We start from the raw sequence: 12,744 nt of genomic DNA, 5'->3' as shown, positions 1-12,744 counted from the left end.
CTATGGCCCGTTCAACACGGGGACTCTATAAGCGGGGGCGCGTCTGGTGGATGACCTACTTTGACGCGCTTGGGAAGCAGCGTTTTGAATCCTGCAGGACCTCCAATCAAAAGGAAGCGGGAGGCCGCCTCACGGAGCGGCGGAGGGAAGTCATGGAGGGCATTCTCCCTGCTCCAGCCATTAAGCCGCTAGGACTAGAAGAGCTCGCGACACGGTATCTCGCTTTTGTCGAACACCAACGTGGAGTGGCGACGAAGAAATATCACTTTGCCCACTTCAAGCGCGTGTGGGGGAATCCTCCGATTCATTCCCTCACGGTGGAAGTTCTCGACCAATACCGAGCGCAGCGACTCAGTGAACAGGTTGGTCCGGCCACCATCAATCGAGAAATGGCGACTCTCAAGCATGCCTTGAGCAAGGCGGTTGAGTGGAAGCTCCTTCGGAAGATGTCACGGGAAGAACTAACCGCCATTAAGAAATATCAAGAGCCAGACGGCCGGCTTCGGTATCTCTCTGGGGAAAGTGAAGCAGAACGGTTGCTCCAATCCTGTGAAGGCTGGCTCAAGCCTATTGTCCTGACAGCCATTCATACCGGGATGAGGAAAGGGGAGTTGCTGGGACTTACCTGGGACTGTGTTGATATGACTCATGGCTTTATCCGTCTCAAGCAAACGAAGAACGGTAAGGCGCGAGCGCTTCCGTTGAATGAGACCTTATGGGGAGTCTTTAGCGGGCTTCGCACCCGAGCGGATGTGCCATGGGTCTTTCACGATCCTGCGGGGCACCGATGGGAGGATGTGCGACACCCGTTTGATCGGGCCTGTGAAGCGGCAGGACTGACGGACTTCCACTTCCACGATCTTCGCCATACCTTTGCGTCCTGGCTGATTATGAGGGGGGTCCCATTGGCCACGGTCAGTAACCTGTTAGGCCATACTTCCCCGACCATGACCCTGCGTTATGCTCACCTATCCCCCAAACACCTGACCTCGGCCGTGAGGGTCTTGGACCCCGATTCGGAACGCTCACATGACAGTTACATGACAATCCGCCATGAAACGACGCAAGAGCCCGTCTTAAACGGCGCGATGGCAGGAAGCGATGAAACGGTGAATCGTATTGATAGGAGCGAGGATTGATGGGTGGTGCCGAAGCCGGGATTTGAACCCGGACACCCTTGCGGGCGCTAGACCCTGAATCTAGTGCGTCTGCCAGTTCCGCCACTTCGGCATGATGCTGTGTTGAAATGGAGTGCAGTGAGCCGGTCCAGGATTCAACAGAAGGGATTATCCGGAATTGTGAGCTCCTGCGTCAAGTTACCGCGCATGATCATGCCAGATCCAATTCAACCACCGTGCTTATGTGGCCGCCCATTGTCCGGCCACATTGATGTCACGTCGATCGCCGGTGAGTACTATTCGCTCACGCACAAGCCCGGCTGCACCAAGCAGTCCGGGAGCAGATATCCATGGCGCATTGTCAGCAATCAGCACGTCGAACCTCACCCGGCTGAACAGAGAATCTCCCAGAACTCGCGCGGCCGTAGTAATGACGAGGCGTCTGTTTTGAATGAAGGCCTGCCGATTGGTATTCTCTTCGGCGGCCAGGAGTTCGCGGATTTTCTTTGTCCCGCCTAAATGGACAATATCTTCCTTCAGTTCCTCGAATTCCGGCCGAAGGTCCTTCGGCACCGCGGCTTCAGGAACCAACGCTGAAATTCGAGCTTTGGCTATATCCAATTCTTTCGTGAGCCCTCTCATCTGATTCCGGTAGATCTCGATGTACTGATGCAATGAGTCCACGTTTTTTCCAACCGCCTGCATACTGAGTCGCCGCAGCAACGGCAGTGATTCGTACTCCGTCAGTATTGTTTCAGCCTCCTTCGTCTTGGCTTGAAGCTCGCCAAGCTGGGTGAGCAGTCGCCATTCCAACAGACGCACTTCGTCGAGATCTTTTTGTTTCTGCGCCTTATGGGCGAGGAGAGGGGTCAACTCGCGAAACCGTTCATACTTGCGCCGCAGCGCAGCTTTGTCGGCCCGCGACTTGGAGTAAAATTGATGCATCTGCGCTTCAAACCCCAATTCTTGAATGGACAGGCCAGATGCCTGTTGTGCCAAGCTCATCTCGTAGCGGCTCATCCAGGTCCGATAGGTCAAGCCGCCGGCTTTCATTGCTCGGGCCACCGTACCAGCCAGTTCGTCGGCTCCGTGATGATCGTGAGAGATCAAGAGCACGCGCTTATTGGCGCGGATCAATTCGACGATCATCGTGGCAATGGTTTGCCGACGCTGGAGAGGATCGTTGGCCCAATACGTTGCAAGAATCGATGAAGAGGAGCCACTACTTGTATCGGTCGCTGACCCGGCCTCAAGCATTGGAGCGAGCCGGTCGGCTGGTCCAAGTCTGTATGCATCCGCCTGCGTCAGCATATCCTTTAGTCTGGAGGCGTAGGTCTGGAGCAGGCCCGCACGGTCTGGAATGATCGTCGCCCCGTCGAACGTTGGGCCTAAAGATTCGAACGTTTGAACGAGCGCGGTGCTTTCCCGGCAACTGAGCGCGATTCCCTCGGCTGGTTCGGTCTCATCGGACGGGACGATCGAAAGCGGTGTATCGACCGTCAGTGCGGAGCCTTCGGGAAGTCGTATCTCATACAGGTACAAGGTTCCGACCGTCTGCACCAGGCGGCCTCCGACGGGTGCAATCGGCTGGTCAGTGGTGGTACCGGCCAGACATTGTTGTTCGGTGGTCAGCTGCCCAACCCACACGTCGATGAGATCCCGCGCGTTCATCATCATGTTCCTGGACGACTAATCGGCGGGCATCATACGGGCCTGGTCCGACCCTAGTCCAGCGCCAATCGATCAGATGGCCGGTCATCCGATAGTGGGATCAGGTAAGAACCGGAATTGACTTTTGCCAAACCCCCACGTATCCTCTTTTACTTTCCAACAGAAGGAGTTAGGGGTATGAAAGTCATCTTACAAGAAACGATGGACGGTGTCGGTCACTTGGGTGACTTGATCGACGTCAAGGACGGTTTTGCGAGAAATTTTCTCCTTCCGCGGAAGAAGGCCGTGCTTGCCAATGATCGGAATATCAAGTCTTTCGAGCATGCCAAGCGGGTTGCCACCGAGCGGGCCAAGAAAGAGAAATTGGAGATCGAGGCGCATGCGAAGAAAATTTCCACTGTGACGTTGACGGTTGAGGCTCAAGTCGGTAAAGACGACAAGATGTTCGGCTCCGTCACCGTCAAAGATATCGCGGAAGGGCTTTCCGCACAGGGGTATGAGGTCGACCGCCGCAAGATTCAATTGCCGCACCCCATCAAGGAACTCGGCAGCTTTACCGTTCCCGTGAAACTCCCACGCGATGTGACCGCCGCGGTGACCGTCCGGGTGGTCAAAAAGCAAGAGCCCGAAACGGCCACTGCCTAGCCATAACGAGGAATCCATGTCCATGCAAGACGCCGTCGGTTCACTCGACGCGCTCAAGGCCACTGATCCCGATGTGTATGCCGCCATCGAGGCCGAAGAGGTCCGGCAGCGGGATAAGTTGTTGTTGATCGCATCGGAGAACTTTGCCAGTCCTGCGGTACTGGCCGCCCAAGGCTCCCTGATGACGAACAAATACGCAGAGGGCTATCCAGGCAAGCGCTACTACGGCGGGTGTCAGCACGTCGATACGGTCGAGCAACTCGCCATCGAACGATGCAAACAACTGTTCGGAGCCGAGCATGTCAACGTACAAGCCCACTCCGGTTCCCAGGCAAATATGGCGGCGTACCTTTCGGTTCTCAAGCCAGGAGACACGATTCTCGGTATGGATCTGGCCCAGGGCGGCCACCTCACACACGGCAGCAAAGTGAACTTTTCCGGATCGATTTTCCGGGCTTTCTCCTATGGAGTTGACCGGCAGACCGAAACGATCGACTACGAGGCGGTCCGGAAGCTGGCCGAAGAATGCCGGCCCCGCATGATCGTGGTTGGAGCCAGTGCCTACGCTCGTACACTGGACTTTCCAAAGTTTCAGGCGATTGCACAGTCCGTGAACGCTTATCTGATGGTGGACATCGCCCACATTGCAGGTCTGATCGCAGCGGGCCTCCATCCAAGTCCGGTCCCCTACGCAGACTTTGTCACCACAACCACGCACAAAACGCTCCGGGGTCCCCGCGGGGGAGTCGTGATGTGCAAGGCGGATCACGCCAAAGCTGTGGACAAATTCGTGTTTCCCGGCATGCAGGGAGGCCCACTGATGCACGTGATCGCCGCTAAGGCGGTTGCGTTTAAGGAAGCACTCTCACCAGGATTCAAGCGTTATCAGCAGCAGGTGACGGCCAATGCCAAGACATTGGCCAAAGGGCTTCTCGACCGGGGTTATAAGATCGTCTCAGGCGGCACCGATACACATTTGATGCTCGTCAACCTGACGAACAAGAACATCACGGGTAAGGAAGCGGACGCTGCTCTGGATGCCGCCGGCATCATCGTCAATAAAAATGCCGTGCCCTACGATGAGAAGCCTCCTGCCATCGCGAGCGGCATCAGGTTGGGGACGCCGATCGTATCGACCCGAGGCATGAAAGAATCGGAAATGAGCGAGATCGTCGCGCTCGTCGATCGGGTCCTGCAACACCGCCAGGATTCAGCAGTTCTGGAGGAAGTCCGCGTGCAAGCCAAAGCCTTGTGTAACCGCTTTCCGATTTTTCACGCCTACTGAACGCGCACCGAACCGACAGGATCGCCGCCGGTGAAATGTCCGTTTTGTGACGAGGTGGAAGACAAGGTGGTCGATTCGCGCATGGCGAAGGAAGGCGAATTGATTCGCCGGCGTCGGGAGTGCCTCGGATGCAAACGTCGTTTTACGACCTATGAACGGGTCGACGAAATCCTCCCGGTCGTGGTGAAGAAGGACGGACGTCGCGAGGGGTTTGACCGGTCCAAGATCCTGTCCGGCCTGAAGAAGGCATGCGAGAAACGGCCGATCAGCACCGCCACGATCGAGGCCGTGACTGATCGCATCGAGAAGCGGATCCAGGAAATGGGAGAGACCGAGATTGAGAGCCGTATCGTCGGGGAAGAACTGATGAAGGAACTACATCAGCTGGATCAGGTTGCGTACGTTCGGTTCGCTTCCGTCTACCGCGAGTTCAAGGACATCGATCAGTTCATGGACGAATTGAGAACCCTGGCCCAGCAGCGCCGCGAACGGTGACGGGCTAACCTTCTGGCGGAGAACCCCTCGCGTTTTCTTGTCTCCCGCCGCACGTCGTACCATGATAGTCCGCCGTCTGCATCCCTACAGGATATGACCATGCCGACCGGTTCAACAACGTCATCACGGACCGCGCGAAAAAAGGGAGCGTCCAGTTCCACGCACGTCGCCATCATCGGCGCCGGCCGTGGAGGAACGGCGCTCATGGAAATCTTTGCGACGGATCCATTGGTGAAAATCGTCGGCATTGCCGATAACGATCCTCAGGCGCGCGGGCTGATATTGGCCAAGCAATTGAAAATCCCCGTCACACGGGACTTCCGCCGCTTATTGGAGATGGAGGAGGTCGATCTGATCATCGACGTCTCCGGCAATGTCGAGGTGGGTCAGTTTCTCCGGGATTTCCACCGCATGGGTGTCACGATCATCGGAGGGGCCAGCGCCAAATTCATGTGGGAACTTATTGAAGCCCGCATCCGCGCGACGACCGAAATTGAAAAGACGCTTAATAAATACCAGTCGTTGTACCGGCTGTACGTGAAGGAAACCGGTACGGCCGTCACAGAGGAGCGGACGCGCATCGCATGCGAAATCCATGACGGATTGGTTCAAAGTCTGGCCGGGGTCAACTTCAAATTGGAGTTGTCTCAACAACTCATCCGTAAGAATCCCAAGGCGAGCCTTGCCACCCTTCGCGAAAGCAAGGAACAGCTGAAACTGGCAATCCAGGAAGCCAGACAGGTCATCTTCAATCTGCGGCCGCTGCAATACGATAAGATGGAGCTCATTCCCGGATTGACGAATTATCTGAAGTCTTATCAAACACAATATCGCATCAAAACGGAATTTCACGTCTCCGGGGATGAACAGATTCTCTTTCCGCGTACCAAGATTTTTCTCTTTCGCATCGTCCAGGAAGCATTGAGCAATGTGGTTCAGCATGCCAAGGCCGATCGCGTGTCCGTTCGGCTCGACATCGACTTTGACCGGCTCACCGTGACGATTGCCGACAACGGGATCGGTTTTAACATGGATCAAGTGCTACACGATCCCGAGAAATGGGATCATTTCGGACTTCGAGGCATCGTGGAACGAGCCAAACTGGTCGGAGGCGAGGCGACGATCCAATCAAAGAAGGGGCGTGGCACGACGATTATCGTGGACGTGCCGCTAGGGAAAAAGGAGAGGCCGGACAATGGAAAAGATTAAGGTCCTGATTGCCGATGATCACCGCGTGGTGCGGGAGGGACTCGCCGCTATCTTGAAAACCAAAGACGACATTCATGTCGTCGGCGAAGCCCAGGACGGAATGGAATCGGTCGAGAAGACGCGGACGCTGCTTCCAGACGTCATTCTGATGGATGTCAGCATGCCCAGAATGGGCGGAGTCGAAGCGACCCGGCAGATCAAGCGTGAATTCCCGCACATCGGCATCGTCGCATTGACCATGTACGAGGAACAACAATACATTTTCGACCTGGTCCGCGCCGGAGCAACCGGCTATCTTCTGAAGGATTCAGAATCCTCGCAAATCGTCGCCGCCATCCGGGCCATCTACCGGGGAGAATCCCTCATTCATCCTTCGGTCGCCAGTAAGATTTTGGCTGAGTTTTCACTCATGGCACAAAAGAAGGGGAAAAAGCCTGCCTGGGTCGAACATGACCTCACCGAGCGGGAGATCACCGTGTTGCGGCTCGTGGCAGATGGAAAGACCAATAAAGAAATTGCGAACAGCCTTGACCTCAGTGAAAAAACGGTCAAGAACCACGTGCGAAATATTTTTCACAAGCTCCAAGTCTACGACCGGACCCAGGCCGCCATTTTAGCAATTCGAAAAGGTCTCATCGAGCTGGACCCGCGTCCGTGAGCATCGTCTGCGGCTCGACCGCGTATTGCTGTTCCTGTGCAGCCGTCCGGCATGACTCCGTGCCATGTCCCTGTCTCCGGCTATCCAGGGTCTGCATTTCGTAGTTGGATCCGCACCGTCGTTCCTCCGTGCGTTTCATGTCACGATCAAGGGCGCCGCGCGATGCCGTGCGTCTCAGCGGTCGCAGGACGATTTCACTCCAAGGCCGGCGAAATGCACATGGTCACCTGAGATACGCATGCGGGATGTGACGATCTGTTATGGCAGAATCTCCTTAGATTCGGTAACGTACACGGGTGACCCAAGGGGATAGCCAGGTGCAAAGGCCAGGCATTGAAGAATTGTGAACTGTACGTGGAGCATCACCTTCACCGCGAATCCGAGAAACGATCCTCGCTCCAAGGGCATGTGAGGTAGCGGGATGTCGCTCTCCTTGAGATTTATCCTGCCGCTGGCCCTGGTCCTGGCTATCTTGGCCTATGGTGTCATCCCCCTGGTCGACTCGCTGACCTTGAAATGGTTTGTGCGGGATCTCGAGATTCGCTCGACCTTAATTGCCCGCACTGCCGAGGGTCCTCTTGCGGAACTTCTGGCAACGGACAATAAGACCAAACTGCTCTCGTACTTTCACCGGATCATTCAGGATGAGCGGCTTTTCGCCATCGGCTTCTGTGACCAGGCGAACCAGCTGACCTACCGAACCCAAACGTATCCTGATTCCATTCCCTGCGACGGAGCCGACGCTATTCGAGCGGATCAGACCGCCGTGCTCCAATTGGAGCGCGGAGCAGTGCATGTATCCTCCGTCGGCATCCAAGGCTATGGGCGCGATCTCGGCCGCCTCATGCTGGTGCATGACATGAGCTGGGTGCACCGGCGAAGCAACGATACCAGGTGGTACCTGTTCTACTTGTTTGCCGTCATCGGAGGAGTGATTTCATTGGTGACCGTGCTCATCGCTCACCTCAGCTGGCGCGGATGGGTTGAGGGCGTCCGGGCAATGCTGAGTGGAGAAGGATTGGCGGCCTTGATCAAAGATCACCGGCACGGACCGGAACTGCATCCGGTCGCGCAGGATCTCAGGAGCCTGATCCAGGACCTTGAAGCCGACAAGCGTATGCGTGATGAGAGTCAAATGAGCTGGACCCCTGCGACGCTGAGAAGCATCCTTCATGACCATCTGGCGGGAGATGAAGTGCTGATCGTCTCGAATCGCCAGCCCTATATCCACAACCGGCGGGATCAACATATCGAAGTTCAGGTGCCGGCGAGCGGGGTCGTTACCGCATTAGAGCCCATCATGCGGGCCTGTTCCGGCGTTTGGATCGCCCACGGCAGTGGGACTGCCGATCGAGAGGTCGTCGATGAGCGTCATCACGTGCGGGTGCCGCCCGCACAGCCCTCGTATGACATAAGACGAATTTGGATGTCACAAAAAGAGGAAGAGGGATACTATTACGGGTTCTCCAACGAGGGACTGTGGCCGCTGTGCCATCTTGCACATGTTCGTCCAGTATTCAGGTCATTGGATTGGGAGCAGTACAACGCGATGAACGAGCGCTTCGCCATGGCTGTGGTCGAAGAAGCGAAGACCGATAACCCGGTCGTACTGGTGCAGGATTACCACCTGGCGTTGGTTCCCAAACTGGTGCGTGACCATCTTCCGAATGCCACCATCATCACGTTTTGGCACATTCCCTGGCCAAACCCTGAACGGTATGCCATCTGTCCATGGTATCGTGAAATTCTCGAAGGTCTGTTGGGAAGCAGCATCCTTGGATTTCACACACGGTTCCATTGCAGTAATTTCATCAATACCGTGGACCGTTCATTGGAAACACGCATCGACTGGGATAGTTCCACGATCACCCATGGAGGCAAACAAACTGCCGTGAAGCACTATCCGATTTCGATCGAGTGGCCAACCCGGTGGCTGTCTCAACAACCGGCCGTTCAAGATTGCCGCACACATATCCGGGCGATCAATGGACTCCCGCACTCGCATCGAGTCGGCGTCGGGGTGGAACGTCTGGACTATACGAAGGGCATATTGGAGCGGTTTCTGGCCGTCGAACGGTTGCTCGAATTGCAACCCGAATGGATCGGCGCCTTCTCCTTCCTTCAGATCGCGGCGCCCAGCCGTTCCAAAATCGATGAATACCAACAGCTCACGCGGCAAGTACTGGCCGCGGCCGATCGAATCAATCGACGGTTTGGAAAAGTCGGCAATCGTCCCATTCTCTTACGAATCGAGCACCACGATCCTGAGGAGGTCACGACGTACTACAGGGGAGCCGATTTTTGCATTGTCAGCAGCCTCCATGATGGAATGAATCTCGTCGCGAAAGAATTCGTGGCAGCGCGGGATGACGAACAGGGTGTCCTGATACTCAGCCAATTCACCGGAGCGGCGACCGAACTTCCCGACGCCCTGATGGTGAACCCGTACAATATCGACCAGTGCGCCGCTGCGCTGCATCTGGCTCTCACTATGCCGGCGAGCGAGCAGCGCGCCCGGATGGCCAGCATGCGGGGCATCGTCCAGGAGTTCAACGTGTATCGATGGGCGGGCCGGATGCTGATGGATGCCGCCCGGATGCGGCAGCGCGCCCGCATTGAACGGCAGACCAACATTCGCGATGCCAGAACGACCACTGGAGGACAAGCATGATCTATCTCTTGTCGGCTGAAGGCCGTCGCGCGTTGCGATCGGTGGCGTCACAACGGGTCCTGTATGCCTTCGATTTCGATGGCACTCTGGCGCCTCTTTCACCAAACCGTCACGGCGTGAAGATTCCTCGGTCGGTCAGCGAATGGCTGAAGGAACTCGCCAAGCGAGCGCCGTGCGCCATCGTATCGGGCCGGTCGGTCGCGGATCTGACGCCACGAGTTGCCGGTACCGTTCCGTACTTGATCGGTAATCATGGAATCGAAGGTCCCGCTGCGGACGCGCAGCTTGCACGAACTGCTGAACGTATCTGCGCTGAATGGAAAGGGCACATGACGACGCAGCTTGCGGAAGCGTTCCGGACCTTGTCAATCGACGTGGAGGACAAGCGCTACTCGTTGACCTTGCACTTCCGGGATGCGGCAGAACCTGCAAAAGTGCAACTCGCCATTCTGGGACTCGTTCAGCAACTGACGCCGGCTCCGCGCATCATTACCGGCAAGTGGTCGGTCAATCTCCTCCCTCCCGGGCACGCGACGAAGGGCTCGGCCACCCTGGCACTGACCAAGCAGCTCAAACGGGACGGATTGTTTTTCGTGGGTGATGATGAGACCGATGAAAGCGTGTTCTCCCTGAAAACCGGCATCATCATGGGAGTCCGGGTCGGGCGCGCCGCGGAGTCACATGCGAAGTTTTATGTGAAACATCAGAGCGAGGTAGAAGAGGTTCTGCGTTTTCTCGTTCACCGGATGGACCGAACCCCCGAGGCCGCCGAGGAAGACGATCGAAAGCCGAACGCGCCCAGAGAAGCGGCCAACGATCTGTAACAGAGGGCTGCGGCCATCTGGTGTCTGGCGCAATGGGACAACCACCCTGCGATTTGGAACCTGAACTGGAACATTGACAGATATCCCTGTGTCGTCCTATCGTACCGCATAAGGTCTTCGCACCCGCAGCGACCGGCGAACCACGAATCCGATATCACTCCCGAGATCAATGTCTGTCGGCATGAGTGATCGATCCCAAGTGGATCAGATGCCGAATAGGCTCGGGCCGGAATACCATCCAATCAGAATGGCCGGTGCGGCGGAGGCTGACACAAAGCGGAACATTTGTATGCCAACTCATCACTTGCGAGGTGACGCATGAAGCGCGATTCGATCGGCCCAAAACTTACAGCAATCGTGTTATGTCTGAGCGCACTCGGCTTGCTTGCGGGGTGCGGGAAGCGAGCCCTTTCTTCTGCGGGGGACGAAGCTGCCGGCGCCAAACGTCCCGCGCCCGAGGCGCCGGTCGAAACAATCCAGCCTGACCGCATGGCGACCATTCCGGAGGAACCACGCACCTCCATGGAAACCGCGCGGGCTCCATTGGCCCCTTCTTCCTCTTCCGCGGCTGGGGGGTCGTCGCGCCAGGGTCCTGCCTCCGCGGAATCCGAGGAGACGGATATCGATGATATCTATTTTGATTATGACCGGTTCACGATCAGAAAAGATGCTCAGGAGATTCTGGAAGCGAACGCATCCCGGCTCATGCGTTCTAAAGGGAACACGTTATTGATTGAAGGGCATTGCGATGAACGTGGGACCCTGGCTTACAACCTGGTGCTCGGTGAGAAGCGTGCCCGTTCGACCAAACAATATCTTGAAGAACTCGGCGTTCCTGCTTCACGGATGAAAATCATCAGCTATGGAGAAATCAGGCCCTTCTGCAAAGAACACGAAGATACCTGTTGGCAGAAAAACCGACGCGCGCATTTCGTTCTACGGTAAGCGGGACCGCAACGGACTGCGGACAGGCGCCGGTCCACTTGCCGAATCAAACTCAACCTAGAGAGGGCTGAGAGCTGCGCTTGTAGGTCCATCCACCTGCGCGAAATCGCCAAGCGGATGAACGCTATGGAAGCCGGATGAGGCCCCTGTAACCAGCTGCTTCACACCAGCTTGTGGCGTCCGTGCGGCGCGCGGAGGTTCTGGTCAGGACCGACTGGTACGATCCTCGTCGGATTGATGTCATCGTGGGTGATGTAATAGTGACGTTTGATATGATCGAAGTTCACCGTATCGGCGATACCGTCAATTTGATAGAGGTCTTTGAGATATCCGAACAGGTTCGGATAGTCGATGATTCTTCGAATGTTGCACTTGAAATGCCCGTGATACACCGCGTCGAACCGGACAAGGGTCACGAACAGACGCCAGTCGGTCTCGACAGCCTTAGCTCCGAAAAGATAACGCCGGCTTGAAAGCCTTGCCTCAAGTTGATCCAATGCATCAAATAGTCGGCGCACCGCTTTTTCATAGATCCCTTGCGCCGTCGCAAATCCTGCCCGATAGACACCGTCGTTCACATTCTCGTAGATAAACTCGTTCATCGCATCGATGTCTCGTTGAAGTGGGGGCGGATAGAGATCGATGAGACTGTCCGTCAATCGATTGAATGCGCTGTTGAACATTCGCATGATATCGTCATCGGAATTGCTGACGATTCGTTTGGTCGATCTATCCCATAGGACTGGCACGGTCACGCGCCCTCGGTAATCATCAGCGGTGGCCTGGTAGGCCTCACGCAGATAGCGGAATCCGTTAATGGTGTCGGCTGAATGACCAGGTCCTTCGCGGAATGCCCATCCCCGATCGTTGCGCAGCGGGTCCACCACAGTCATTCCGACTATGCCTTCAAGCTTCTTTAATTTCCTGGCAATAATGGTGCGATGAGCCCAAGGGCAGGCCCACGAGACATAAAGATGGTAGCGATTTGACTCAGGTGGATAGCCAGACTCTCCTCCGTCTGTTACCCAGTTACGAAATACGTCGTCTTGTCGCTTGAATTCACCCGCCTCGGTTTGCTCGCCTGGAAACTGTGCGTGCTCGATCATTGTTTTGAAAGACCTTTCCTAATACGCAGTATTACACAGGCCAATTTTCTAGGACAGAGGAGAACCCTGCCGTGGACGGCGCAGGATAATAGTAGTAGGAACGGCAAGCCACCATCT

At 56.1% G+C, this 12,744-nt stretch carries 11 protein-coding genes and 1 tRNA gene; 9 read left to right on the top strand and 3 right to left on the bottom strand.

Going from position 1 to position 12,744, the window contains the following annotated elements; genetic code table 11:
- Window positions 1-2: 2 nt before the first annotated feature.
- Window positions 3-1,139, top strand: coding sequence for a site-specific integrase (locus W02_RS11955; protein ID WP_173047969.1), 1,137 nt, complete (start codon window positions 3-5; stop codon window positions 1,137-1,139).
- 4 nt (window positions 1,140-1,143) lie between these two features.
- Here W02_RS11955 and W02_RS11950 read toward each other — a convergent pair.
- Window positions 1,144-1,230: transfer RNA gene (locus W02_RS11950), tRNA-Leu, on the bottom strand.
- Window positions 1,231-1,358: 128 nt separating this feature from the next.
- The gene (locus tag W02_RS11945) at window positions 1,359-2,795 is read right to left on the bottom strand and encodes a hypothetical protein (protein ID WP_173047967.1); all 1,437 of its coding nucleotides are present in this window, start codon (window positions 2,793-2,795) and stop codon (window positions 1,359-1,361) included.
- Window positions 2,796-2,966: 171 nt separating this feature from the next.
- Here W02_RS11945 and rplI point away from each other — a divergent pair, with 171 nt between their 5' ends.
- From rplI to W02_RS11905, 8 genes are all read left to right on the top strand, one after another.
- A complete protein-coding gene (gene rplI, locus W02_RS11940) occupies window positions 2,967-3,434 on the top strand; it encodes a 50S ribosomal protein L9 (RefSeq protein WP_173047965.1) in 468 nt (155 codons plus the stop codon).
- Between the two features lie 22 nt (window positions 3,435-3,456).
- Window positions 3,457-4,719: a serine hydroxymethyltransferase gene (gene glyA / locus W02_RS11935; RefSeq protein WP_173051466.1), complete on the top strand. Its 1,263-nt coding sequence runs from the start codon at window positions 3,457-3,459 to the stop codon at window positions 4,717-4,719.
- 30 nt (window positions 4,720-4,749) lie between these two features.
- On the top strand, window positions 4,750-5,214 hold the full coding sequence (gene nrdR / locus W02_RS11930) for a transcriptional regulator NrdR (protein WP_173047963.1): 465 nt from the start codon (window positions 4,750-4,752) through the stop codon (window positions 5,212-5,214).
- A 99-nt stretch (window positions 5,215-5,313) separates the two neighbouring features.
- Entirely contained in the window at window positions 5,314-6,423 is a 1,110-nt protein-coding gene (locus tag W02_RS11925; protein ID WP_173047961.1) for a sensor histidine kinase, read from the top strand.
- Window positions 6,410-7,081: a response regulator transcription factor gene (locus tag W02_RS11920; protein WP_173047960.1), complete on the top strand. Its 672-nt coding sequence runs from the start codon at window positions 6,410-6,412 to the stop codon at window positions 7,079-7,081. Before W02_RS11925 ends, W02_RS11920 begins: the two co-directional genes overlap by 14 nt.
- Before the next feature lie 421 nt (window positions 7,082-7,502).
- Window positions 7,503-9,752 (top strand): trehalose-6-phosphate synthase, encoded by a 2,250-nt coding sequence (locus W02_RS11915; protein ID WP_173047959.1) that lies wholly within the window; start codon window positions 7,503-7,505, stop codon window positions 9,750-9,752.
- A complete protein-coding gene (gene otsB / locus W02_RS11910; RefSeq protein ID WP_173047958.1) occupies window positions 9,749-10,576 on the top strand; it encodes a trehalose-phosphatase in 828 nt (275 codons plus the stop codon). The genes W02_RS11915 and otsB overlap by 4 nt, the downstream gene beginning before the upstream one ends.
- Before the next feature lie 318 nt (window positions 10,577-10,894).
- Window positions 10,895-11,521: an OmpA family protein gene (locus W02_RS11905; protein ID WP_173047957.1), complete on the top strand. Its 627-nt coding sequence runs from the start codon at window positions 10,895-10,897 to the stop codon at window positions 11,519-11,521.
- Between the two features lie 161 nt (window positions 11,522-11,682).
- On the opposite strand, the gene W02_RS11900 is transcribed toward W02_RS11905, so the two are convergent.
- Entirely contained in the window at window positions 11,683-12,627 is a 945-nt protein-coding gene (locus W02_RS11900) for a glutathione S-transferase family protein (RefSeq protein WP_173047956.1), read from the bottom strand.
- Window positions 12,628-12,744 lie beyond the last annotated feature (117 nt).

The sequence above is a fragment of the Nitrospira sp. KM1 genome (assembly GCF_011405515.1).
Lineage (GTDB): Bacteria > Nitrospirota > Nitrospiria > Nitrospirales > Nitrospiraceae > Nitrospira_C.
The sequence above is the reverse complement of the archived record's forward strand: the minus strand, read 5'-3'. Positions and strand labels throughout refer to the sequence as shown.

Coding starts and splice junctions, on each gene's coding strand:
- W02_RS11945 (WP_173047967.1), bottom strand. CDS start 2,795: ATGATGATGAACGCGCGGGATCTCATCGACGTGTGGGTTGGGCAGCTG.
- W02_RS11920 (WP_173047960.1), top strand. CDS start 6,410: ATGGAAAAGATTAAGGTCCTGATTGCCGATGATCACCGCGTGGTGCGG.
- W02_RS11925 (WP_173047961.1), top strand. CDS start 5,314: ATGCCGACCGGTTCAACAACGTCATCACGGACCGCGCGAAAAAAGGGA.
- W02_RS11900 (WP_173047956.1), bottom strand. CDS start 12,627: ATGATCGAGCACGCACAGTTTCCAGGCGAGCAAACCGAGGCGGGTGAA.
- W02_RS11955 (WP_173047969.1), top strand. CDS start 3: ATGGCCCGTTCAACACGGGGACTCTATAAGCGGGGGCGCGTCTGGTGG.
- otsB (WP_173047958.1), top strand. CDS start 9,749: ATGATCTATCTCTTGTCGGCTGAAGGCCGTCGCGCGTTGCGATCGGTG.
- glyA (WP_173051466.1), top strand. CDS start 3,457: ATGCAAGACGCCGTCGGTTCACTCGACGCGCTCAAGGCCACTGATCCC.
- rplI (WP_173047965.1), top strand. CDS start 2,967: ATGAAAGTCATCTTACAAGAAACGATGGACGGTGTCGGTCACTTGGGT.
- W02_RS11915 (WP_173047959.1), top strand. CDS start 7,503: ATGTCGCTCTCCTTGAGATTTATCCTGCCGCTGGCCCTGGTCCTGGCT.
- W02_RS11905 (WP_173047957.1), top strand. CDS start 10,895: ATGAAGCGCGATTCGATCGGCCCAAAACTTACAGCAATCGTGTTATGT.